At 66.0% G+C, this 23,060-nt stretch carries 22 protein-coding genes and 3 pseudogenes; 12 read left to right on the top strand and 13 right to left on the bottom strand.

The window, feature by feature from the left end; genetic code table 11:
- Positions 1–220: 220 nt before the first annotated feature.
- The 5 genes from ACQP1G_RS30240 to ACQP1G_RS30220 all read right to left on the bottom strand — a co-directional run bounded on the left by ACQP1G_RS30240 (position 221) and on the right by ACQP1G_RS30220 (position 5,192).
- Complete coding sequence (locus tag ACQP1G_RS30240) at positions 221–352, bottom strand: hypothetical protein (RefSeq protein WP_433192990.1); 132 nt, start codon at positions 350–352, stop codon at positions 221–223.
- A gap of 391 nt (positions 353–743) precedes the next feature.
- The gene (locus ACQP1G_RS30235; RefSeq protein WP_433192989.1) at positions 744–2,297 is read right to left on the bottom strand and encodes a caspase, EACC1-associated type; all 1,554 of its coding nucleotides are present in this window, start codon (positions 2,295–2,297) and stop codon (positions 744–746) included.
- A gap of 45 nt (positions 2,298–2,342) precedes the next feature.
- Positions 2,343–2,696, bottom strand: coding sequence for an effector-associated constant component EACC1 (locus ACQP1G_RS30230; protein ID WP_433192988.1), 354 nt, complete (start codon positions 2,694–2,696; stop codon positions 2,343–2,345).
- 485 nt (positions 2,697–3,181) lie between these two features.
- Complete coding sequence (locus ACQP1G_RS30225) at positions 3,182–3,562, bottom strand: three-helix bundle dimerization domain-containing protein (RefSeq protein ID WP_433208938.1); 381 nt, start codon at positions 3,560–3,562, stop codon at positions 3,182–3,184.
- A 244-nt stretch (positions 3,563–3,806) separates the two neighbouring features.
- Positions 3,807–5,192, bottom strand: coding sequence for an IS1380 family transposase (locus ACQP1G_RS30220; RefSeq protein ID WP_433192986.1), 1,386 nt, complete (start codon positions 5,190–5,192; stop codon positions 3,807–3,809).
- A 378-nt stretch (positions 5,193–5,570) separates the two neighbouring features.
- Between ACQP1G_RS30220 and ACQP1G_RS30215 the strand changes: the two genes are divergently transcribed.
- The 3 genes from ACQP1G_RS30215 to ACQP1G_RS30205 all read left to right on the top strand — a co-directional run bounded on the left by ACQP1G_RS30215 (position 5,571) and on the right by ACQP1G_RS30205 (position 7,504).
- Positions 5,571–6,356, top strand: a complete 786-nt coding sequence (locus ACQP1G_RS30215; RefSeq protein ID WP_433192985.1) for a COG4705 family protein — start codon at positions 5,571–5,573, stop codon at positions 6,354–6,356.
- 214 nt (positions 6,357–6,570) lie between these two features.
- Positions 6,571–7,008 carry a hypothetical protein gene (locus ACQP1G_RS30210; RefSeq protein WP_433192984.1) on the top strand — a complete coding sequence of 146 codons (438 nt, stop codon included), beginning with the start codon at positions 6,571–6,573 and terminating at the stop codon, positions 7,006–7,008.
- A 151-nt stretch (positions 7,009–7,159) separates the two neighbouring features.
- The gene (locus ACQP1G_RS30205) at positions 7,160–7,504 is read left to right on the top strand and encodes a hypothetical protein (RefSeq protein WP_433192983.1); all 345 of its coding nucleotides are present in this window, start codon (positions 7,160–7,162) and stop codon (positions 7,502–7,504) included.
- A 16-nt stretch (positions 7,505–7,520) separates the two neighbouring features.
- Here ACQP1G_RS30205 and ACQP1G_RS30200 read toward each other — a convergent pair whose 3' ends face one another.
- Positions 7,521–8,846: a cryptochrome/photolyase family protein gene (locus ACQP1G_RS30200; protein ID WP_433192982.1), complete on the bottom strand. Its 1,326-nt coding sequence runs from the start codon at positions 8,844–8,846 to the stop codon at positions 7,521–7,523.
- A gap of 162 nt (positions 8,847–9,008) precedes the next feature.
- The gene (locus ACQP1G_RS30195) at positions 9,009–9,626 is read right to left on the bottom strand and encodes a lipocalin family protein (RefSeq protein ID WP_433192980.1); all 618 of its coding nucleotides are present in this window, start codon (positions 9,624–9,626) and stop codon (positions 9,009–9,011) included.
- 234 nt (positions 9,627–9,860) lie between these two features.
- On the opposite strand from ACQP1G_RS30195, the gene ACQP1G_RS30190 reads away from it, so the two are divergent.
- From ACQP1G_RS30190 to ACQP1G_RS30170, 5 genes and pseudogenes are all read left to right on the top strand, one after another.
- On the top strand, positions 9,861–10,064 hold the full coding sequence (locus ACQP1G_RS30190) for a hypothetical protein (protein ID WP_433192979.1): 204 nt from the start codon (positions 9,861–9,863) through the stop codon (positions 10,062–10,064).
- Between the two features lie 89 nt (positions 10,065–10,153).
- The gene (locus tag ACQP1G_RS30185; RefSeq protein ID WP_433192978.1) at positions 10,154–10,999 is read left to right on the top strand and encodes a MerR family transcriptional regulator; all 846 of its coding nucleotides are present in this window, start codon (positions 10,154–10,156) and stop codon (positions 10,997–10,999) included.
- A 192-nt stretch (positions 11,000–11,191) separates the two neighbouring features.
- Positions 11,192–12,527, top strand: a pseudogene (locus ACQP1G_RS30180) (NAD(P)/FAD-dependent oxidoreductase).
- Positions 12,524–12,685: pseudogene (locus ACQP1G_RS30175) on the top strand (DUF1365 family protein); the annotation flags it as partial. The pseudogenes ACQP1G_RS30180 and ACQP1G_RS30175, both read left to right, overlap by 4 nt.
- Positions 12,646–12,876 carry a hypothetical protein gene (locus ACQP1G_RS30170; protein ID WP_433209536.1) on the top strand — a complete coding sequence of 77 codons (231 nt, stop codon included), beginning with the start codon at positions 12,646–12,648 and terminating at the stop codon, positions 12,874–12,876. The pseudogene ACQP1G_RS30175 and the gene ACQP1G_RS30170, both read left to right, overlap by 40 nt.
- Positions 12,877–12,885: 9 nt before the next feature.
- On the opposite strand, the gene ACQP1G_RS30165 is transcribed toward ACQP1G_RS30170, so the two are convergent.
- Positions 12,886–14,235, bottom strand: a complete 1,350-nt coding sequence (locus ACQP1G_RS30165; RefSeq protein WP_433192977.1) for a TIGR01777 family oxidoreductase — start codon at positions 14,233–14,235, stop codon at positions 12,886–12,888.
- Positions 14,236–14,323: 88 nt separating this feature from the next.
- Here ACQP1G_RS30165 and ACQP1G_RS30160 point away from each other — a divergent pair, with 88 nt between their 5' ends.
- Positions 14,324–14,479 carry a hypothetical protein gene (locus tag ACQP1G_RS30160; protein ID WP_433192976.1) on the top strand — a complete coding sequence of 52 codons (156 nt, stop codon included), beginning with the start codon at positions 14,324–14,326 and terminating at the stop codon, positions 14,477–14,479.
- Between the two features lie 10 nt (positions 14,480–14,489).
- Here ACQP1G_RS30160 and ACQP1G_RS30155 read toward each other — a convergent pair.
- A pseudogene (locus tag ACQP1G_RS30155) lies at positions 14,490–14,642 on the bottom strand (IS3 family transposase); the annotation flags it as partial.
- A 559-nt stretch (positions 14,643–15,201) separates the two neighbouring features.
- On the opposite strand from ACQP1G_RS30155, the gene ACQP1G_RS30150 reads away from it, so the two are divergent.
- On the top strand, positions 15,202–17,211 hold the full coding sequence (locus ACQP1G_RS30150) for a polyprenyl synthetase family protein (RefSeq protein WP_433192975.1): 2,010 nt from the start codon (positions 15,202–15,204) through the stop codon (positions 17,209–17,211).
- A gap of 65 nt (positions 17,212–17,276) precedes the next feature.
- Here ACQP1G_RS30150 and ACQP1G_RS30145 read toward each other — a convergent pair whose 3' ends face one another.
- From ACQP1G_RS30145 to ACQP1G_RS30135, 3 genes are all read right to left on the bottom strand, one after another.
- The gene (locus ACQP1G_RS30145; protein ID WP_433192973.1) at positions 17,277–18,098 is read right to left on the bottom strand and encodes a hypothetical protein; all 822 of its coding nucleotides are present in this window, start codon (positions 18,096–18,098) and stop codon (positions 17,277–17,279) included.
- Entirely contained in the window at positions 18,095–18,700 is a 606-nt protein-coding gene (locus ACQP1G_RS30140) for an ABC transporter ATP-binding protein (protein WP_433192971.1), read from the bottom strand. The genes ACQP1G_RS30145 and ACQP1G_RS30140 overlap by 4 nt, the downstream gene beginning before the upstream one ends.
- A 571-nt stretch (positions 18,701–19,271) precedes the next feature.
- Positions 19,272–19,826, bottom strand: a complete 555-nt coding sequence (locus ACQP1G_RS30135; RefSeq protein WP_433192970.1) for a hypothetical protein — start codon at positions 19,824–19,826, stop codon at positions 19,272–19,274.
- Positions 19,827–20,566: 740 nt separating this feature from the next.
- On the opposite strand from ACQP1G_RS30135, the gene ACQP1G_RS30130 reads away from it, so the two are divergent.
- Positions 20,567–21,859 carry a DUF1254 domain-containing protein gene (locus ACQP1G_RS30130; protein WP_433192968.1) on the top strand — a complete coding sequence of 431 codons (1,293 nt, stop codon included), beginning with the start codon at positions 20,567–20,569 and terminating at the stop codon, positions 21,857–21,859.
- A 263-nt stretch (positions 21,860–22,122) separates the two neighbouring features.
- Here ACQP1G_RS30130 and ACQP1G_RS30125 read toward each other — a convergent pair whose 3' ends face one another.
- Positions 22,123–22,872: an SDR family NAD(P)-dependent oxidoreductase gene (locus tag ACQP1G_RS30125; protein WP_433208935.1), complete on the bottom strand. Its 750-nt coding sequence runs from the start codon at positions 22,870–22,872 to the stop codon at positions 22,123–22,125.
- On the opposite strand from ACQP1G_RS30125, the gene ACQP1G_RS30120 reads away from it, so the two are divergent.
- Positions 22,765–23,055 carry a hypothetical protein gene (locus ACQP1G_RS30120; protein WP_433209533.1) on the top strand — a complete coding sequence of 97 codons (291 nt, stop codon included), beginning with the start codon at positions 22,765–22,767 and terminating at the stop codon, positions 23,053–23,055. The genes ACQP1G_RS30125 and ACQP1G_RS30120 overlap by 108 nt on opposite strands.
- Positions 23,056–23,060: the final 5 nt, after the last annotated feature.

Below are 23,060 nucleotides of genomic sequence, written 5' to 3'. Positions count from 1 at the left end.
TCGCCACCGTCGGATTAGTGTTGATTCGATGGGTGGAGTTAATCGGAGCGTGCTGTACCGGCGGCCCGCTATTTTGTGATGCAAGCGATTGGAAGGGCGGCCACGCTGCCGGTCAGTCGGACGACTCACCACACCTCCCAACCAGATTCGCTCGATCCGTTTGGCGAACCACGCCGCTAGGTTTGGTTTGGGAAAACTCTACCCCGATCACTTGTCGATATCACGAAGGCCCGCGGCAGATGTGCATGTGGCGTTCGATGATCGAGCCTTTGGCGATCAGGGTTGGTTTGCTCACGACTGTGGCCTCAGGTTCTGGCGCCTCGACTTCCTCGTCGCCGGCGTCGTATTCCATAACAAGTCGAGCTTCCCGTTCGCCCGCAGCTCGACTGCAAGAGTATGCATCGTCGGCCGAGGAGATCCAGAACTCCTACTGGTCTATCAATCAGTCGAGAGTGGCGGCCTGGCCCGGGCAAAGGTAACTGCAGGTGCGAGCCGTAGAGGCTATTCGGCGCCGGAGCCCGAGGCGCGTGGCGGGTGATACCGTCTGCACGGCCGCGCGGTGGTCCGCCACGGCCGCGATGATCAGATTGCGCAGGTGTGGGACCGCGCGGCGTGCACTGGTCCCATACCGAAAACGTCGGGATCCGCACCGCCCGCTCACGCATTCGACCGCAAAGCAACCAGATCACCAGGGTCACTTGTGCGCTGACTGTCCCAGCATCGCAGCGCTGCGTCGCAAATGGTCATTGCCGGGAGATCGGTTCGGTGGGATCGGCCGAGTCCATCGGTTGTGGAAAGTTGCCGATGAATCGGCCGCGTGTGATCAGTGCGCGAGTGTCTTCGCCGGGTATCGGTGGCGAGAATAGGAAACCTTGTCCGCGAAAACAGCCCAGCTCGACCAGTATTCGGGCGGCCTCCAGTGTTTCGATTCCCGCGGCCGAGACCACTAGTCCGAAGCTTGCGGCCAGCCCGATGATGGCCCGCACCACCATCGCGTCCTGGTTGTCGGCCTTCAGTTGGAGCACAAACGAGTGGTGTATCTCGAGATAGTCGACCGGTAGCTGGCGCAGCATCGCCAATGAGCCGTTGTACGTACCGAATCCACCGATACCCACTTTGATTCCGAGCCGTTTCAGACCGCGGACGACAGCGACGGCTGACTCGAAGTCGGTGTCGGCGTCTTCGGCGAGTTCGATCGATACCGATGCGACTTCGATGCCGGTGCGGCGGATAACCGCATCGAGGGTGTTGACGAACTCCGGTTCCGCGAGCAGTAGAGGCGAAATGTTGATCCGCAGCATCATGTCTTGCGCGAGTCCCTGTGCACGCCAACCGACGAACTCGGTGCAGGCGGTGCGGATGACCCACCAGCCGAGTTCGGCTGCGAGACCGGTCTTTTCGACGGCACGGATAAAGGCCGACGGCAAGAGCAGTCCACGGTCGGGATGATTCCATCGCACCAGGGCCTCGACGGCCACGAGTGCTCCCGTGCACAGGTCGACCTCAGGCAGATAGTGCAGCACCAGTTGCCCGGACCGGATGGCGTGCAGCAGTTGCACCTCGAGTGGCGGACCGCCCGATCGGGACCGATTGCGAATCAACCCGAGTTGGTCGAGCAGGGGGTTGAGGTCGGCCTGCGGTTGACGCAGCCCCACCGCTGTTAGTTCATGGCAGAGTTGCCGGTGCAGAGCGGGCAACGTCAATAGTTCACGCCCGCCGGGCATGCCTTCACTCAACAGGCGGATGAGACGACCCGTGTAGGCAGGGTAGGTCTCGGCGTCGAGCTTTTTCGAGATCCCGTTGGGTGGTGCGGATGTCAGGATGGCCGTGCCTTCGGTGACGATCTCGTTCAATAGGCCCTGGCCGTCTGCGGACTGGTTGACGCCGAGTGCGCGTCCGGAGTAGCAGCAGTCCAGGATCACGACCCTGGCCGCTGCGGGGCTGTCCACGTAGAGGTCGCGGAACGCCTCGAATGGAACGCCACCGATTCCGGGGCGGTCAGGATGCGTGTCTGCCACCGCCAGATGCAGTTCACCACGCCGAGGACCGAGCACTCCGTGCCCGGCGAAGTAGATCAGCAGCAGATCGCGGGCCCGCGCAGCCGCCGCTGCGACGGCGTGGCCGATCACCGACGGCGACGCGGTTTCTGGAAGAAGCGTGCAGTTGTCGGCAAGCAGCGATCCGTGTATCGGATCGCTGAGCACATCACGCAGCTCGGCCGCGCCTGCGTGCACGCCCGGTAGATCGGGCAGATGCTCATAGCAGTCGATCCCGATAAGAACCGCCTGCGACGTCATTTGATCCGGTAACCGCATCTCGGCATTCCCTTGCGCCGCTTCAGATCACCCGTCGGTGTCGAAGACCACTTTCAACAAAGCGGCCACGTCAGCCACACGCTCAGCATCGACAATCACCGACTGCCCACGGACGTTGCGGACCTCGATGTGGATGTCGGAATGCCGGGGCTGTGCAAGCCAGGTCTTCAGCGATGTTGCCAGCACCGATAACACCCCGCCGCTGCCGACCGCGATGGTGGCCAACTCCACCAACGAACCCATGTCGCCAGGATTCGGAACCGCATCGGCCGCGGTGACTTTTCCGCGCAGTTCCGGCTCTGCACGCAACCAGCGGACTAGTTCGCCCATGTGCCAACCGGTGTCGGCACCGGCGATCGACAGTGTCAGGTCCGTGTCCATGACTGCCCCCGTTTCGCCCTCGTGGTCTGAGCCATTGTGGACGATACCGCGATCATCGAAATCCCTGGCCCAGAGCTGATTTCGAACCTACCGGAACCCCAGACTTGCAACGTGCGTTCGGAAGATCCCGTTGGTCGGCCACTTGCGCTGATTGCGTCAGACGGCTAACTGGACAGACCCCGGGCACCCTAGGGAGCGCCCTCAAAGCCATAGGTGCAGGGTGGCCAGGTCGAGCATGCCTCGGTATGAGGTGGCGGTCTTGTCGTATCTGGTAGCGATGGCCCGATACTGCTCGAGCCGGTTGAAGCGGCGTTCGACCACATTGCGGCGCCAGTAGGGTGAGCGGGGTTTCGGATTCGATGTGGGTCAGTTTGTGCGGGTCGCAGACGAAGCGGAGGCCGGCGATGCGGGCATCTTCGACACTTATACTGCGGAATGTGTTGAAGGACACGGTATTACGGAGGCTGGTGGGATGGATTCGAATTTCACTTGCGGCCGCGTAGGACCAAGAATGCCATATAGGCCGCGCCGGTGACGGCGAGTAGGGCCCCGATCCCGATTACGGTCAGCAGTGCGTCCATCCTCTGAGTGTAGGGCGGCGAGATGTGTTGTGGGGCAGTTCGGGTCGCGTGCGGTTTCGGACGGGTGTGGCGTCGCCTAATTGACGCAGGGTATCGAGCGTGCGGCCGCTGCCGGGCGAAGCGCTCGGCCAGCAGCGGCAGATACAGGTTCACCGACGCCCGCGACCCGATCTCCTGGTAGGAGTCGTAGAGGAAATGGTGAATCATGTTGGCATCGAACAAGATTGTGAATTCGCGGTGCAGCCGCCGCTCGGCATGGGGCGAGTGCCGTGGTGTGCACGATATCGAGGAGTCGGTAGGCCGGGGTGATCTCGGCGTATCCGGCCCGGTTCGTCCGCTCGGGCGTACACACGTTAGCCTCGATATTTCGCGGGGCTGACGTGGTTGCTTGAGCGGCTTCGGATTGCTGCTTCGATCGTAGTTTCCCGGACCTGGGCAGGGCAGTCGGCCCGCGCAGCGGGCTGACTGCCAGGTTCCACGAGCCCGGGAGGGATGGCTTCCTTGGTTGTAGGGACAATGTTCTTACTGGTCAGCCGGGTTGCAGGCGAGCCGCGGCGGTGGTGATCAGGTCGGTGAAGGGCGCGTGTCGGGCCAGGTGTAGCCGGGTCTTGCGGGCGTGGCGGGCGATCCGCCCCGCAGCGGAAAACACCCGTAGCCGAAGGGTTTTCGGCTCCCACCGGCGTCCGTCGTGATCGTGCAGGGCGATGGTTTGCAGCCACGCGGTCAGGTCCAACGCGAGCGCGACCAACGCGAGCCAGATGCGGTTGGCGTCGAACCCGTGGAACGGAAGATTCCGTAGACCGGTGTCTTTCGCGTTTCTGATCCGGTCTTCGCAGCGGGCCCGCCGCCGGTGGCGCAACTCTAAATCGGGGAGTTGACCTCGGGTGGTGTTGGTGACGAACGCGGTCAACCGCAATCCGTCATGGTCGGTGAACCGCAGTTGAGCACCGGGGTGCGGGCGTTCTTTCCTGACGATCAGGCGCATGCCGGGTGGCCAGCCGGTCAAGTCGGTGATGCCGGTGACTTCGACGACCCATGCGCCGGGCCGGACTCGGCCCTCGGCGTCGTATGCCGGTGTCCAGTCGCGGTCGGTGAGGTGGGTGTCCATGGCGGTGACGATGTCGTCGGTGAGGGTGAACCCGATCGAGTACTGCAGCCTGCGCCGGTGGCAGTAGTCGAGGAACTCATGGGTGCCGCCCCCGGAATCGGTGCGCACCAATACTTTCCGTCCGACCCGCCATAACGGCTGCCACGGCAGCTGGGCGAGGGCATCGGACAGGACCCGTTTGTGGTCGGCGGCAGTATTACTACCGGCGTTGCCCGGGCGCAGCATCGGCGCGGCGGGTTCGCCGGTCCCGGCCGGGCCGTGGTCGATGAACGACCACAGTGAGTGAAATCCGAAGCCACGCTTGAATGTTGGTGCCGCGTGTTGCTTTTCCGAGTGCGCGTCGGTGAGGGTGGCGTCGAGATCGATGATCAGCGGATCGTTGATGCTGATCCGGTGATCGGGGGCGTTGGATCCAGCCAGGATCCATGCCTGGGCGCGGGCGTCGGCGCGGGCAGAAGCGATGGCGGCCAACACTTTCGGTGCGTCAGCGGCCAGAGCGGTGATCGTGCGCGACACGGTCGGGTCCGAGGCCACCGAACCGAACACACCCGGTTCGGCCCGCAACAACGCCAGGTCCGCGGCGCAGTCACCACCGATCGCGAGGGTGACCGCCAGATCGAGCACGATCTTGCCGGGGTCGTGGATGGCCATCGGTTTGCGCCACGGCCTCAACTTTTCCGATAAACCGCTGGTCAACCCAGTCTTCTCGGCAGTGCGCAGTAGTAGCGCCGCGCCTGTGTGTGACGCCACGCCCGAGCCGTCACCGTCGATGTCGAGCCGCGGATACGCAGAGATAGACTTGCCCACCAGAAGGGTGCTCCACTACTTCGATCAATTCTTCCTTCGCAAGTCGAATTGTCGCAGGTCGGGGCACCTTTCGCCATTTCTATCGCAGGTCAGAGACTATTTCCATGACTGGGCGAGGTTAGTCAGCGTGACACCGTCGTTCCGACGCGCCCATACCATCGCCACGGGCACTCGGCCCATCGCGACCGCTCTACCTGACCGAGCCTGCGAATACCCGTGGTGGTCCAGTCCGTCTGCGCCGTGCCGTGAATACGAAAAGGGTTGCCGCCGTGTCTGATCGGCGGAGCACCCGCAGTGGATCGGCCAAGCCGACCCGGTCAGGTGTCGTAGGTCACGTTCTCAGCGGGTCCTCAGCGGCCGGATGTCACGCTGGCGCGCATGACAAGCCAGACGGGTGTCGACGCCCCGCCAGTTAGACCGTTGTCCGCGAAGGTTCCCGAGATCACCATGCTGTTCTGGGTGATCAAAATTCTGACCACCGGGATGGGAGAGACGTTCTCGGACTTTCTGGTCACCCATTTTGTGCCCGAGATCGCCGTCGGTCTAGCCGGATTGGTGCTGGTCATCAGCTTGGTCGCCCAATTTCGTGCCAGTTGCTACCGCGTGTGGACCTACTGGTCGGCGGTGGTTATGGTGAGCATCTTCGGAACCATGGTTGCCGACATCACCAGCTTCATCATCGGAATCCCACTGCTGGCAGCAACTTTGGTGTTCGCGGTCATCCTCGCGGCGATCTTCGCACTGTGGTACGCCAGCGAGAAGACGCTGTCCGTGCACAGCATCACCACCCGGCGCAGGGAAGGGTTCTACTGGGCGACGGTCATGGCCACCTTCGCACTGGGCACCGTCGCGGGCGACCTGACCGCCGAACGACTACACCTGGGCTACCTGACCTCGGCCGTCGTGTTCGCCATCGCCATCGCCATCCCCGCGGTCGCCCACCGATGGGGCGGGCTCGGTGTGGTCACTGCATTCTGGTCCGCCTACGTCGTCACCCGCCCACTCGGTGCGTCGATCACCGACTGGCTCGCATCCTCCCGAGCCGACGGCCTCGGCCTGGGCACCGGATGGGTAACCCTCGGCGCGACCATCGCCATCCTCGCCCTACTCGCCATCCTCGCCACACGGACCACGCCTGGCGCCGATCTCGCGCCAGCAGACTGACCGACGCCCCACCCAGGCGCGAAGATTCCCGACGGAGACGTCGCGCGGCGGTCACCGGTCAGTTCGGCCTCATCCGAAAGCGAAACCTCAACAGATTCGGGCACGTTCACCCTGGTTACGGCCATCGACGGGGGATAGCGTTGTACACGTCTGGCAGCAAGTGTTCTCCAAAACAAGATCGCGATTCCACACGTTGTTCGAAGGGAGGTGCGCGATGTCAGGCCTGGCTCGCGGAGTTGTTGCCGCGCTCGCAACGGTAGCGATAGTCGTCTTCGCGGATTTCTGGCCTGCCTCGGCTGGTGCGGCGGTCGCCACCCTTTTCGCCTCCGGCTCTGCAGTCAAAGCGACAGTCACCGACGTCAAGGGAGGCGAAACCTGCAAACTCCGGGTCGATGGTGTGGTGAGGCAGGAGGCCACGCCCCTGGTGCCGATGACGTTGACGTTCAGTTTCGACTTCACCGGGATGCCCGATGGGAAATATGGGGCCGACGTCGTCTGCAACTCCGGGCTCGGAGAGCCCGCGTCCGTAGTCGGCTCGACCACGGTGACATGGCAGGGCGGCAAGAGCAGTGTCGCGCTCTTCTACCCATCGATGAGGGTTGAGACCGTCGATCCGAGCACGGGTGGCGTCGGCGCCAGCAATGGCGGTTGACTCGTACCGCCATCATTTGAGGATTCACGCCCGGTGAGCTTTCCGTGATGGCTTCCGTTCCACTCAGCCGCCTGCCAGGCACCCGAGAACGGGTGAACGCGCTTCGCGGTGGATGATCTCGGCGTCGCGCGCCGTGCTGCCGGATGGGTTGATGGGATCTTTCATAGCCGTCGATCAACTGTCTGAACGAACAGCGCCGCACCCGGAGCAGGAGAGCGATATGTGGCGGCGGATCCTCGACGCTGAGCCCCTTCTCGACTCCGGCCGCCGCCGAAGGCGCGCGGGACGGTTGCGAATTCTGGCCCGCCGCACCGACTCTCGGCTCCCCGTATGGCATCGAGGGGCTTCCGCCGACATAACGATTTCGATCACCGGCGACCCGACCGCGCCGTACCAGGGCGGTATCCCCTTGGCCGACACCCGCGGCCGCGGCGCACTGCCCACCGTCCGCCCCGCGGCGCTCGCCGAGCACCAGCCGAGCGAGCAACGCGGATGATCCGCTCCAGAGGCCACTACATTCCGACCACATCAATGATCGGCGCCGGATAGTCCTGCGGATCGACCTTTTCCCGCCACGGTCGGTGGATGCGCGCATCGGGCAGCTGTGCCAGTTCGGGAACCCAGCGTCGCACGTACGCGCCGTCCGGGTCGTAGCGCTCGGCTTGGCGCAGCGGGTTGAGCACCCGGTTCGGCCGCGTATCCGTCCCGCTACCCGCGACCCACTGCCAGTTGAGCTGGTTGTTCGCCAGGTCGGCGTCGACCAGCCAGCGCAGGAAGTGTTCCGCGCCGACCCGCCAGTCCACGCGCAGCGATTTGGTCAGGAAGCTGGCGGTGATCAGCCGGGCCCGGTTGTGCATCCAGCCCTCCGCACGCAGCTGCCGCATCCCGGCGTCGACGATCGGGTGCCCGGTACGCCCGTCCCGCCAGGCATCGACGGCCTGCGGGTCGTCGCGCCAGCGGATCGAACGGTCGCGGTAGTCCGACCACGCCGCGGAGGGTCGGGCGGCCAGGCATTGGTGATGGAAGTCGCGCCAGGCCAACTGCCGGGCGAAGGCGAGCCCGCCCTCGGTGGACGTGTCCACGCGGTGCACCAGCTCCACCGGCGATACGCAGCCGAAGTGCAGATACGGCGACAGTCGTGAGGTGGCGTCGGCGGCGAGATCGTCGTTGTCGCGCGCGTAGTGCTCGATCGGCCCGGATAGCCAGTCGCGCACGATCTTCCGTCCCGTGGTCTCGCCACCCACGGACAGCTGTGGCGAGGTCGGGCCAGAGCACAGCTCACCCGCGTCCGGCAGCCGCAGGCTCCGCACCTGGGGGACTGTGAGGTTGCGTGGCTTGCCGAGCGGCTTGCGCAGCGGGGCTTCGGACCAGCGTCGGAAATACGGGGTGAAAACCGCGAAGTGGTCACGGCCTGTCGAAGGCAGGAGCGTCTCCGGACAGGCGGCGGTGACGGTGGCGGGGTGCGTGTGCAGCGAACAGTTGCGCCGCGAAAGACGCTCACGCAGTGCGCGTTCCCGGTAGTGGCTGTACCCGCTGACGTCGGCGGCGACGTGCACGCTGTCGGCGCGCACCTGCGCGACCACCCGGTCGACCTCCGCGGCCACGTCGCCGCGGCGCAGGACCAGACGGCCGCCGATGTCGCGCAGTTCGTCGTCCAGTTCGGCGAGGGCGGCGGCCAGGAACCGTGCGCGGTTCGGCGCGGCGAAGCGGCCGGAGAGAATGGCGTCGTCGAGCACGAACAGCGGCACGACCGCGGCGCCCTCACGGTGCGCGGCGGTCAGCACGGGATTGTCACGCACCCGCAGGTCGCGGGTGAACAGCGCGACGGTGACCGTCATCGGACTCGATCCCGCTGTGCGGCAGGGGTTTTCATAGTTGTGGCTCCCTATCGAACGATGCGGCGGTCCTGCTCGGCGCCCGGGAGGGCCGCGTCGGCGGCGCATCGGGCGGCTCAGCCATACCGCCGCCGACGCAACCCTCGCGAGCGCCGAGCATGCCTGTCACGCCACGCAGAGCGGGACGATGCGCGACTCACCGCCCGTCGTCGGCGAGGTCAGGTACAAGCACGGGTTCTGGCCTGCCGCCGTGATCGCTGCGCGTACCTGTTGCCAGGCGTCCGCGTCCAGCGACACGGCGCGGGCCAGGACGAACCCGGATATCCGGCTCGGGTCGGTGACCACCGCCCACGAGTATTCCGGGCCGAGCGCGGTGACGATGTAGTTGGTCGGTCCGTCCAGACTGTCCTGGGTCGGTACGCCTGGGAAGCTGACGTGCAGCTGTGCCCCGGTCTCCCGATCGTTGACCGTCGCGGTGCCGTTGATCTGGTCGATCGTGTTCGACCATGTGGTGCAGGTGTTGCGCACCGCGATGTTGTCCTGCGGGTCCAGCGAGTAGTTCGCCTGCGTGTCCCGCGCGCAGGCCAGGTTGAAGTATTGCGGGACGGCGGCGAGTTGGCGCCACGTGCCCAGGTAGCGATCCAAGTCGAGGCGCGGCACCGGGGTGGGCCCTGCAACGGGTGCGGCGGTGGCACCGCCTGCCGCCCACGCCGTCACGGCCAGCGCCGACACCATTCCGGCGAGCAGGCGGGTAGGCGTACGCAGCAGGTTGCGACGGTTCACGCTGACTCCTCGGAAAGTGGCGACGTGAACCACGTTAGCATAGAACGATGCATAATCGATGCATGCCACCGTTTCGGAGGAGGGACAGATGGCGCGGATGACAGCGCCCCGGCTCGCGGGTGTCGTGACCGCCGGAAACGGGCTCCCGGTGGCGCTGCGCCCGCCGTACTGCTCGGGCCGTACCGCGGGACGGACGACGACGCCGCCCGCCGTGCCGTGGCGCACATTGCCGGAATGCGGGACGTGGCTTCCGGTTCGGCGCTGGCGTGCGCCCCGACCCGGGAGGCGATGCTTCTTGCGATCGCGGTCCGTGTCGGCTCGGATCTCAGCGACACCTTTGTGCTCGAGCGCGCATCGCGTGGACGACAACGGCGCGGCAAGGCCATCGCGGTCACGGCCTGCTGGGGGCTGTTGTGTGCCGCGACCCGGCGGAGTTGACGCGGTGCCCACCGCTCAGCGGACCCACCGCACAGTACGAGCGCCCGGGTGGGGCGGATCCCGTCGGCGGCGACGGGCAGAATAGGACGATGCCCGCCGGTTCCGTCCCCGTGTCCGACGCTGCCGGATATACGGTGCGCGCGGTCGCCGAGCGTCTCGGTATTCCGACCGCGACGCTGCGCAGTTGGAACCGTCGCTACAACATCGGGCCGCCGCAGGATCGTCCGGGCAAGCACCGGCTGTACACCGAAGCCGACATTTCCATGCTGCAGCGGATGCTCACGCTGATCCGGGCCGGCGCGAGCCCGGCGGGGGCGGCGGCGACGGTACGCGGGCCCGCGCCCACGCTCGGTGAACGCGAGTCGCTGCTGGCGGCGGCCTTCGCGCTGGATACGAGCGCCGTGTCGAGTCGGCTCGAGGCGCATGTCCGTGCGTTCGGTGTCGTGGACACCTGGGATCTGCTGTGCCGCCCCGCCTTTGCCGACATCGTCGATCGGCAGCTCGGCGGTGAGGGATGTATCGATGTCGAGCATCTGCTTTCGTGGTGCGTCATCTCGGTGTTGCAGCGGACGAATCCGCCCTCGGTGCCCGACGCCGCGACACCGATAGTGCTCGCCTGCACCAGCGGAGAGACGCATTCGCTTCCGCTGGAGGTGCTGCGCGCGGCCCTTGCCGAACGCGGCGCCGGAGCACGGATGTTGGGCGCCGATGTCCCCGCGGCCGCGCTCGCCGACACGCTGGCGCGGTCCGACCGTCCCGCCGCCATATTGCTGTGGTCACAGCAAGAGTCCACCGCGCTGACCTCCGCAGTGCGTGCCGGCCTGGACGCGGGCGCGCGGGTGTTGGTCGGCGGCCCGGGCTGGGAGGCGGTCCTCCTTCCCGAAGGCGTGGAGCGGATCGACAGCCTGCTCGATGCCGCCGATCGGCTCGCCTGAGCGCACCGTCCCTCGATGCGGCGGATATCGCCGCCGGACCCATCCGCGCCCGGGGCGGCGCGAATCCTTCCCTGTCGCGCTCGCCCTGCCCGGCGTCTATAGCCTCGGTTTCCATCTCGCACAAAACGATGCATAATTGATGCATCACTACTCCGCGGGCGGATGGCAGTAGTCGCAGTGTGAAGGAGCACGATGGTCGAGCACACCCGATCTGGAACTACGGACCTCCGCCGCGTGGCGGTCATCGGCAGCGGCGTCGCCGGTCTAACCGCCGCCTGGGTGCTGTCCGGATCTGCCGAGGTGACGCTGTACGAGGCCGACGCTCGGCTCGGCGGCCACGCCGACACCCACCGCGTGACCGCGGACACCGGCGAAAACCTCGGCTTGGATACCGGATTTATCGTGCACAACGACCGCGCATACCCGACGCTGCTGCGTCTGTTCGATGAGCTGGGCATCGCCACCCAGGACTCCGAGATGAGCATGTCGATCCAATGCGACGGTTGCGGCCTCGAGTACGCGGGCGCACGCGGCCTCGGCGGACTGTTCGCCGCCCCCCGCCCCCCGCTCCCTGGTCCGCGGCCGCTACCTACGCCTGCTCGCCGAGGTGCCGCGTTTTCACCGGCTGGCGCGTGCGGAACTCGTCTCTGACGTCGAAAATCTCTGCATACTGGGCGAATTCGTTCGATCGGCCGGATTCTCCGCCTACTTCGTCACGCATTTCCTCACGCCACTGGTGGCGGCGGTCTGGTCCTGCGACCCGGCCACCGCGCTGCGCTACCCGGCCCGGTATCTGTTCGCCTTCCTCGATCACCACGGCATGCTGACGGTGTTCGGCTCCCCCACCTGGCGCACCGTCACCGGCGGCTCGGCGAGCTACGTCCGTGCGGTCGCCGAGCGGCTGGACCACGTGCTGGTCTCGACCCCGGTGCGCGCCGTGGATCGGCTGCCGGACGCGATCGTGGTCCACGACGACGCCGGCGAGGTGCAGGTGTTCGACGCCGCCGTAATCGCCACCCATCCTGCTCAGGCGCTGGGTATGTTGGCCGTGCCGAGCGATGCCGAACGCGAAATCCTCGGCGCCATACCGTATTCGGTGAACGACGCGATCCTGCACACGGACAGTTCGGTGCTGCCGCAGGCGCCGCGCGCCTGCGCTTCGTGGAACTACCGGTTGCCCTCGTGCACCGCGGCGGCGGACCGGGTGCTGGTCAGCTACGACCTGACCCGGCTGCAGCGGCTCGAGCACACCGGCGAGTGCCGGTTCCTGGTTACGCTCGGCGATCACGAGCGGGTGGACCCGGGAGCCGTGCTGGACCGGATGGTCTACGAGCACCCCGTGTACACGCCGGAGTCCGTGGCGGCGCAACGCCGCCTCGGCGAAATCGGTGGTCCGCGTGTGGTATTCGCCGGGGCATATCACGGATGGGGTTTCCACGAGGACGGGGCGTTGTCGGGTCTGCGCGCCGCCGAACGACTCGGTGCGCGCTGGTCCACGCGGGTCGCCGCACCGGTGCGGGCGACGTGACCGCGCAGATCGTTCGCACCAGGATCCGCCACGTCCGGCTGATACCGGTGCGCCACGAATTCCGCTATCGCAGCTACGGCTGGCTGGTGGACCTCGACGACCTGCCGCGGCTGCCGCATTGGCTACGGCCGTTCGCCTGGTTCCACGCCGCGGACCACCGCGGCTCGCACTGCGCGAGAACGTCGACGACGCGCGCTTTCCCGCGACCACACCGCCGCGGTGGACCGATCTGGTCGGGGCGCAGCGCGCGAAGATCGACCGGATGCTGTATCTCGCCCACGCCGAGGCCGGATTCCGCAGCGGCTACCTCGACGTGCATCAGATCCTGCTCACCAAGAGCGCTGACTGACAGCGCAATTCACCCGGCAGACCTGCCGAGCAGATGCCGCAGCGCCGGGTCCAGGTCCGGCTCGCGGAACCGGTGACCGGCCTGGGCCAGCCGCGCGGGAACGACGCGCTGGCTGGCAGCGGCCAGTTCCCGGTTGCCTTCACGGCCGAGCAGCAGCGCGGGACCGAATCCGGGGACCGGCAGCAGTGCAGGGCGGTGCAGTACCTCCGCGAGAATCTTCGTGTACTCGGCATTGCGAACTGGTTGCGGCGCAACGGCATTGACCGCACTGGACAGCCCCGTATCCCAGAGCGCCCGATGGTAGACATCGACCAGGTCGTCTATCTCGATCCACGACAGCCACTGACGCCCGTCGCCGACGCGCCCGCCCAGCCCCGCAGTGAACAGCGGGCGCAATAGACGCAGTGTGCCGCCGCGCGGGGATTGCACGATCCCGGTGCGCACGCGCACCACACGGACACCGGATTCGGCGGCGGGATCCGTGGCGGCCTCCCAGCCGTCCACCACGTCGGCGAGGAAGCCGTCACCGCGGGTCGACTGCTCGGTCAGCGTCTCGTCGCCGCGATCGGCGCCGTAGTAGCCGATCGCCGAAGCGCTCACAAAGACCGGCACCGCCGCCCGCGCCGCGACCTCCGCGAGCCGGCGGGTCGGCCCGATCCGGCTGTCGGCGATCGCGCGCTTGTGGCTCTCGGTGAAGCGGCCCGCGATGGAGGCCCCCGCCAGATGCACCACCGCGTCCACACCGTCGAGCAGGTCCGGCGCGGGATCGGCAGTGTCCCATTGCCTTTCGTTCGCACGCCGAGGCGCGTGTCTGACCAGCCGGACCACCCGGTGCCCGCCAGTGGTCAAGAACGCGGCCAGCGCCGAACCGACCATGCCGGACGCGCCGGTCACCGCCACGGTCTCGGCGGCGAAACCCGCCTGCAGCGCCCGCGCATGCGCCGCGAGATCGTCGGTGAGCTGCCGGTGCCGGTAGGCGAACATGGGTCGCAGCACCCCGGCGGGCACCGGCGCGTCGACCCGGTCGATCACACGGGTGTGCGTCTCGTCGACGACTTCGAAATCGTGCGTGTGCCGCCAGGGCAGCAGTCCGGCGGGCAGCGAGCCGAGTCCGTCGACGGTGACCGCGTCGACGAATCGGCGCGGCGGGTCGTACTCCCGGGGATCGTGCCGCGCCACCCAACACAGGCCACCGGGCAGCCCGAGCACCGCCTGTCCGTCGGAGAGCGAGTCCGATTCGGTCCGCGGCGACACCGGTTGCCAGGGCGGTGCGAGGCGAGTCAGCGCGCCGGGGCGGGCGTGCCAGGCGAAAACCTCGGACCGAGGAACAGCGATGACGCTCGCGTACTCGATGCCCATGACCCGACTGTAGCCCGAAATCGGCTCTATGCAGCGTTTCCGCATCGCTTATTGGCACACTATCGGCGAAACCGCAACAATTGGTTGTATGAATGGTTCGTTCGATGCGGAACGGTGGCTCGATTTCGTTCTCGATCGGACAATCGGGCCCGGCTACAGCCGGGTCGGTTTCGTCCTGCGCCCCCGCGGCTGGCCCGATGACGACCCCCGTTCTTGGTCCGACTCGCCCTCGCCGATCACCTGAAACCCGGCTACCTGCGCCGCCACATCACACCGGGACGACAGGGAATGGCCGGGGCCGCGATCGTGGTGCGTTTGGCCCGCCCGCGCACCGCACCACGCAACCCGGCCCGACGCATGAGCCGTTCGACGGTGCAGCGTGCCACCGCGATGCCGTCCCGATTCAACCGACATCCGGGCAGCGCGAGCGAATCGACCCAATCCTGTTGAGCAACAGTTGAATCCATGTCAGCTCTCACCTCAACCAGCGATTGCACCCCGCTGCGGCCTTTCCGGGGTGTTCGGTTCCGACCCGCTCGAGAGCCAGATCCGCTCTCCGGCAAAGCCTTCGATTTCGCGCGCTGGGCGCGAGGGGTGTCGGAGGCGCGAGCTTGTGGGGGTGTGCTCGCAAGATATCGGACAGCTCGAGAGAGAGCCGTTGAAGGACATCCTTGCTCGTCGTAACCAAACCCTTTCGAGAGCAAGGAAAACCGATGTGCTGGCTGCGAGCGACGACCCACACCTGCGCATGCCCACGCGCCGCTACCCCTACGTGTGACCCACCCCCGAGGGAGTGGGCTTCTAGGGGGGTGTCGGTAGACTCGCTGTCCGCCACAGTTGTCCACGCTGTCACCGGCCCCGCACGTGCCGCATCAAAATTGGCCGATACCAACATCTTCCGCGTGATCGTGGTGTCAAATTGCCGTTGATCGGCGGTGTTGTATGTAACCAGTCAGGAGTGCCTGCGTGCCACGTGAAATCGATTCGGCTGTCTTCCCGCATCTGGAGGCGGATTTGGACCGCGTCCGTGACGTTCTCGGACCCGTTCGACCGGAGGGCAGGCCCGAACTGGCCGCACTCACCGACGCAGGGCCCGACACCGCACGCCGCCTAGTGCGTCCCACTTTGACCTTGTTGTCGTACTACTTACTCACCGATCCCGCGGTCCCAGCCGAGGACCGGGTGGTGCGCGCCGCCGCTGCCGTCGAGTTGCTGCATCTGGGCTCGCTCTACCACGACGACGTCGTCGATCACGCGTATGAGCGTCGAGGCCGTCCCAGTGCGAACGTGGTGTGGGGTTCGCATATGGCCGTATTGGGTGGGGACTCCGTGATGCTCACGAGCGTGCGGATGCTGGCCGAACTCGGCGGTCGCGAAGTTCTCGCGGGGGCGATCGCGGGGGAGCAGATGTGTGCGGGCATGGTGATCGAGGCCGCCGACCTCTACGTGGCCTCGCGCAGCGAGCAGTCCTATCTGGACGCGATCGACGGCAAGACGGCGGCGGTGCTCTCGCTGGCATGCCGGGTGGGCGCGATGCAGGCCGGCCGTCACGAGGTGGAGGAAGAGGCGTTGGCCCTGTTCGGTCGACACTTCGGGCTGGCCTACCAGCTGTACGACGACATCCTCGATCTGACCTCGACAGCTGAAGAGATGGGCAAGCCCGTCAACGCGGATCTGCCCGACGGGATCTACACACTTCCCGTGATCCGCGCGGTGGCCCGCGACGGGGACCTTGCCCGCCTGCTGCGCAGAGCGATGACGGGTGAGGAAGCCGCACGTGCCCGTGAGCTCGTCATCGCCTCCGACGCCGTGGACGAAGCACGGGCGAGAGCCGATGAATTCCTGGACCAGGCTGAGGGTCAGCTCGCCGCTGTGCCCGTTGACCCGCGCGCTCGCCACGCGATGACCGCCTACGCCCGGTCCATACTCGACCGGCGAACTCCTGCTCCGGCGGTACTCCGGCAGCCGACGCGACCGTCCCTAGCCCACGGTGACGCGCTTCCGCCGCAGCTCGCGCAATGGTTGCGGAGCTGGCTGGTAGACACCGGCCTTGCCAGCTCTCCGGCCGAGGCCGACTACCACCGGTGGACAGGAGCGATCCGGATCCCGGCACACACTTTGGCCCCGGCAGCAGACGCGGCCCGTGAGCAGACCGCCTACGCCATGGCCGTGCTGGTCCTTGCGTGGGACGACCTCTTCGAGGATCCGCAGCTGAGGGACCCCGAAGCCGTCAGCGCGCTGAGGCGTGGCATGGTGGCAACGCTGCGCCAGGACCCGGAGACACCGTGGCGGTCCGGTGCGATCCCGACGGCATGGGCGAGTTTATGGCCGCGCCTGCGCGAGGGCCGGAGCACCCGCTGGCAGGAGCGGTTCCTCGACAGCATCGAGGAGTGGTTCGAAGCCGCCGAACGCGAAGCGCACCATCGCATCAACGGCTACATCCCCGCCACGGCCGACTATCTGCCGCTGCGGATGTCGACCAGCGGGATCGAAACAGCCCTCGCCTGCATGGAGGTGTACCAGGACCGGGAACTGCCGTCGAAGCTGCGCAACCACCCGGTGATCCGCCGTCTCGAGGAACTGGCCTTCTGGGTGACCTTTGTGGAGAACGATCTGGTGGGGTTGGACCAGGACGAGGCAGACCACGTCCCCTACAACCTGGTGCGGGCGGTCCGTCACGAAACCGGCTGCACCCGAGGCGAAGCCGTGGAGCAGGTGCAGCGCCAGGTGGCGGATCAGCGTGCCCAGCTCGAGGCGGTGATCCACTACGTCCCCGCGCTTCTCCGCGTGCTTCCCGGCCTGTCGGGCCGGGGGAAGGACTACGCGGAGATGTACGTGAACATCACGAGCGTGGGGCTCTGGGGGCGTGAGAGCGATCGGTACGAGCCAACCTCCGCTTCGGCAGCGCCGGACTTGGAACGCTTGCGTCGTGAGATCTACCTCCCGGCCGCCGAACCGGCTGCTACTGCGCCGTAAGCCGCCGCAGCCGGCGGAGCAGGATGTGTCCCGTGCTGTCCACCGTGGTGGTCGCGCGGGACACCCTATGAATGCTTCGCCGGCTGTCCGGGCCTCGTCGATCCGGGGAGGCGGATCCACATCGCGGGTCGTAGAGACGAGCGGGTGCGCAGATGGAAAGCGACCAGTCCGCCCAGGGCGCTCACAATGAACCAGGCCAGTTGCATAGCGAAACCCGTGAATGGTGTGGTGTCGGAGAAACTGGCCGCGGTCGCAGCCTGCATGGCCCCGTAGGAGGGCAGCCAGCGCACGAATTCGCTGTCCGCCCCAGCGCTGGCGATGGGGTTCTGCACGGCCATGTCGAAGCAGCTGATCATCGCGATGGCGAACATGCCCTCCACGTCGCGGCGCAGCAGCGCGCCGAGGGCGACGCCCAGCGCCCCGTAGGTCATCGCCGCGCCGAACAGTGCCGCAGTGAGCAGGGCAGGCTGCCGGGGCGACCAGTAGCAGCAGATGACAGCGGTGGCGTATGCGCTGACCGCCACCGAGGCCACAATCAGGCAGGCGATCTTCGCCAGACCCAGCGCAACCCGGGGATATCCGGCCATCGACAGTCGCCGGTCGAATGCTCCACTGCTGAAAGTCGCCGCGAACATCATGAACCCGATGATCAGTGAGACCGCCATCAGGGCGCCGCTGATCTGAGCGAGCTCATTGCCGTTGGCGCGCAACACCAGACCGGTGTCCCGAAGCCGGAACGGCACCTCGATGTCGGTGACGGCCACGCGCACCAGAGTGATCAATATGGGGAGGAAGACCGCCACCAACAGCATGGCGAACCGGTTTCGAGCATGCTCGATGAGGCCGTAGCGCGTGGCGATCACGAACAGTCGCACACCCTCGCTCATCCGGCCTGCTCCTGTCTGCCTTGTAGAGCGCCGTTGTGCAACCGCCACACCTGATCCAGCTTGTCGGTGTCGTGGGCCAGATGGGAGACGACCAGGACCGAGCGGCCGGTGTCACGGAACTCGGCGACCAGATCCCAGAAACGCAGATAGGTCTCCCAGTCGAAACCCTGGTACGGCTCGTCGAGCAGCAGAACCTGCGGATCATGCATCACCGCCAGCGTCAGGTTGAGCTTCTGTCGCGTGCCGCCACTCAGCGTCGCGACCCGCTCACCGGCATAGTCGGAGAAACGCAAGACCTCCATGGTCTGCTCGGCCCGCCGCAAGTCCGGGATCGCATACGCCGCGGCGAAGAAATCCAGGTGCTGACGAACCGTGAACGCGTCGTTCAACACCACCTGCTGGGGGCAGTAACCGAACCGCCCGCTGTGCCGGACCACCCCCCGGTCCGGTCGCAGCCCTCCGGAGAGGACCTTCAACAACGTCGACTTGCCCACTCCGTTCTCACCGACGATGCCCACCAGCGCTCCCGCGGGCAACACGAAATCGACACCACGCAGCACCGACCGCCTGCCATAGGAATGGTGGACGTCCTGCACTTCCATCAAACGCCCCTAACCCGCCACCGACATAGTGGCCGACAACCGTCCGAATGCTACCAACTAACGACGAAAACCCGTGCCAGGACGGCCAATTCGCGACACGCGCGGCTCCGGCAGCTCACGACTGCCGCACTGCCGGGGTGCCCGGTCTCGCGTAACCAGCCAGGGCTTTTGTCGAGGCACCCATACGACGAGAACCGACCATCAGACGCACGCCCGCCATCCGCCCGTCGTGATAGGGGCGGCAGATGATGGCATCGGGCGCGCCGCATGAGATGCCAGGAAGGATTTCCTGCGCGATGCCACGACGAATCCGCTGTCGCCGCTTTTGGTGGCGGGTGAGTTAGCGCTGCTCGGTGAGTTCCCTGAGGCGTCGCGTTCCCGGGCCGTGCTGGAGGCGATCGGCAGCGGTGAACGCACCGACAGCGCCATCGCCGCCGCGTCGGGTGGCACAGGCGCATTGGCGGCCGGAACGCTTACGTCGCTGCTGAATACCTTGCAGGGCAAGCGGATTGTGGCAGCGGATCTGCCGCTGTCCACGAAGCCGGACAGCAGCCGGCGGGCCACGGTGTTTTCAGGCGGTGAATACAGGCAGTGGTTTGATCAGCGGTGCGAGGAGCTTCGCCGACTCCTGCGTGGTCAGCACCTCCGAGGGGTCCAGCTTGATGATCTCGCGCTTGGACTCATCGATCTCCCACACATCTTCACCGATCAGTCTCCCCTGGTCGTCATAGGGCCAGATCATGTGTTCGATGTTCTTGACCAGGTAGGTCGCATCCGGGTCGACGTCCGCGCCGCCAGCGGCAAGGATAGCGCCGGGCGTCTGCTGGTAAATCGCTGAGGTGGAGCAGATCATGTTGTCGCCGACGGCGAGCCTCTCGTCGTCGGCGTAGAAGATGCACTGGCTGGTATCGGCCCACTGGCTGTAGACGGCCTTGACAGCATCGGCGCCGTCAAGAGTGGTTTGGATGCCGAAGACGTTGAAGTGGTAGACGGGATGTTCGACGGTCATCTCCGGTGCGAAGATCTCTTCCCAGCGTCCGGCCATTTCCAGGTAACGGTGCCGGTTGTAGGTGTGAAGCAGGTACAGGTGCCTGGGATTCTGGGTTGTTTCGATCAGCCGCTCCACGGCAATGTTTGTCTTGGTGATGTCGAACCGATTCATCTTTGGCTACTCCCTGGCGATCCGGTGAGTGCTCTCGCGTGTGGATTGCGAGTGCGGTGTGGGGGCCGTTGCGGGCCCATTTCAGGACCGCCGGTCAATCGAGTGTCGGAGCTCGCTGTCGGCCGGTCAGCCACTGATTGACCACCGTATGAGGCCCAGCTCACAGTGTCTCGGCGCTGCGCGACAATCTTGTGGTCCGTAATTGTGTCGACGCGACAGTGGCCGCAGCAGGACCGAGCCAGCCAGGGCAGGGCTGGAAGCAATGCGGGGGCAACCTGCAAGGTCGAGGGTGCTGGTGTCGACGCTGCAACCGAGGATCTGCCCCGGGACATCTGTAGCAGCCGGCCCTGTGTAGCGCCGTGACAACGAGCTACGTGCACGTTGTCGCTCGAGTACAGGCGCAGCTCCGCAGCACACGCCTACGGTCCCACCCATGCCTACACCCAGAATCAAGATCGCTGATCCACCGATGATGACCGCCACCGGCGTGCAAGCGGAACTCCTCCGGCCACAAGCGCCTCAACGGCAAATGTTCTCGAATTCGTTTCACCTCGAGGAGGGGTGTTGTGGTTAGTAGCACATTGAGAGTTCGTCGGAGCAGCAGGGCCGCAGCGGCGCTCGTGGCGGCAGTTCTCATGCTGGCTTCGGCCGCCGCGTGCTCGAATGGTCCCTCACCCTCTTCCGATACGGATGAGAACGCCGCGGTGAACGCGTACGCCTACACCTATCCGCTGGTGTCGTTGGAGGTGACGCGACGCCAGATGACCAACGTTGCGCGACCGGATGGGCGGGGCGCTGCTCCGATGAATCAGTTCGCCAATCTTGCGTTCATGCCGGATGCCTCGTTCACCGGTGTGGTGCGGCCGAACGTGGATACGTTGTATTCCTCGATGTTCTTCGACGTGTCGAAGGAGCCGCTGGTCATCGGCGTGCCGGACATGGGTACCCGCTTTCACCAGTTCCCGCTGCTGGACATGTGGACAAACGTCGACGCCTCGCCTGGTCCGCGCACACTGGGTGCACTACCTGGCTATCAGTTCGCAATCACCGGTCCGAACTGGCAGGGCACGCTTCCGGCGGGGGTGCGCGAATACCGGATGCCGACCGACGGCGGATGGCTCCTCGGCCGGATCCAGCTCAACGGGCGCGACGACATCCCAGCTGTCGCCGCGATTCAGCAGCAGCTGACCGCGGTCCCGCTCAGCGCCTACGGCACGCAGTATGTTCCGCCGGAAAACACCGACCTGCATGCGGACTGGCCCAAGAAGCAGGAGGTCGCCGCATATATTCACAACCTCACCCCGCAGCAGTACTGGGACCTGTACTACGACAGCCTCTCGCATGCCCAGACTCGACCCGAAGACAAGGACCTGCTCACACAGCTGGCGAAGGTCAGGTGGTCGCCGGACAAGAAACTCGACTTGAGCCAACTGTCCGACTCCGATCGCAGGATGTGGGAGAACGCCCGGACGAAGGCTCTGCAGAAGATCGAGGTGATTTCCGGAGCCACGGCAGTGAACGGCTGGCGAATATCGCGGTCGGATATCGGCTCCTACGGCACCAACTGGCTCGCCCGCGCCACTGTGGCTTACGCCGGGCTCGGCGCGAATCTGCCCGATGATGCGGTCTATCCGGCAACCACTGTCGACGGGAAGGGGGATCCGCTAGGGGCCGATCACAACTATGTTCTGCACTTCGGCAAGGACGAGATCCCCCCGGTGGACGCATTCTGGTCGCTGACGATGTACAACGACAAGGGATTCTTCATCGACAACCCGGTCAAGCGATACGCGCTGCGCGGGGAGGCTCTGCAGAAGAATCCCGACGGCTCGGTCGACATCTACATTCAACCCAAGTCGCCGGGTGCCGAGCACGAATCCAACTGGCTGCCCGCGCCCGCCTCGGGCAACTTCAACCTGTTGCTGCGCCTCTACCGGCCCGACAAGAAGGTTGTCGACGGCACCTGGAACCCTCCCGGCGTGACGAAGATCAGCTGACTCCCGCGGCCTGAACAGGTGGAATGCCCGTCACATCGCTCTGCGACTCGGTATCCGCCGCCAGCTCCACAGGACAAGATCCGATTCACAAGCTCCCACCGTGGAGATCATCATGTATGCCCAGCACGCCGTCTATGCCGCGTGTCTTCTGATCGGTGAACCAGTTCCGGCGAGCTCCCCGAAGAGCTCGCCGGCTGGTCATCGCAACTGACGTATGCGACGTCGGATGGTTCCCCGGCCATGTGGTGGGGCGATCTGCTGAATCACTTGGCGACTTCGGCCAGTTTCATTGCCACCCATCGGGCCGCGGGCGGGACGGCGCGGGAGAGCACGTACGAGAGGTGGGCTTCGGCGGCGATCGGTGCAACGGCGCGGTCGCGGTGAACTGCGCGGAGGATGTTGCGGGCCACGCGTTCGGGGGTGTAGCCGCGCTTTTTGTAGGTTGCTGAGAGATTTTCACGGCGCTCGTCGAGGTTGCCTGCCCCGCGGATGCGGCTGTTCTTGGTGATCGCGGTGTTGATGACGCCGGGACAGATCGCTGTCACTCCGATGCCGTGGGGCTTCAGTTCCATGCGCAGCGACTCGGACAGGCCGAGCACGGCGAACTTGGTCGCGCTGTAGGCGGACAGCTGAGGGTTGGCCAGCAGGCCGGCGGCCGAGGCGAGGTTCACGACATGACCGCCACGGTCACGCTCGATCATGGCGGGGAGGAAGGCGTCGCAGCCGTGGACGACACCCATCAGGTTGATCGATACCAGCCACTGCCAGTCCTGGAGGCTGGTGTCGAGGAAGCCGCCGACGAGTCCGACTCCGGCGTTGTTGACGACCATGTCCACGTCGCCGAAGTGACCGTGCGTGGCGTCGGCGAACTCGGCCATCTGGTTGGCGTCGGACACGTCGACTCGATGGGTGAGGACCTCGCGCCCGGCGGCCCGAACCTCTTGTGCGATGTGGGCAAGTCCGGTTTCATCGATGTCGCACAGTGCGAGGTCGGCACCGCGGCCCGCGCACATGAGTGCGAGCTCTCGACCGATGCCGCTGCCTGCGCCGGTGATGGCCACTACGCGGCCGGTGAGGTCAGAAGTATTGAGGGATCTGGGCATGCTCGCACGTTATGGGTGCAGGGCCGCCGTGCGCTCATGTGCCAGCGCCAAGATATGGGCCGTTCGTTGTCGCGGCGCGACAACGGTGAGTAGATTCG

Source organism: Nocardia sp. CA-107356, assembly GCF_050946365.1.
In the GTDB taxonomy this organism is placed as follows: domain Bacteria; phylum Actinomycetota; class Actinomycetes; order Mycobacteriales; family Mycobacteriaceae; genus Nocardia.
Note: the sequence above shows the minus strand (reverse complement) of the source record. Positions and strands in the feature narration are given on the sequence as shown.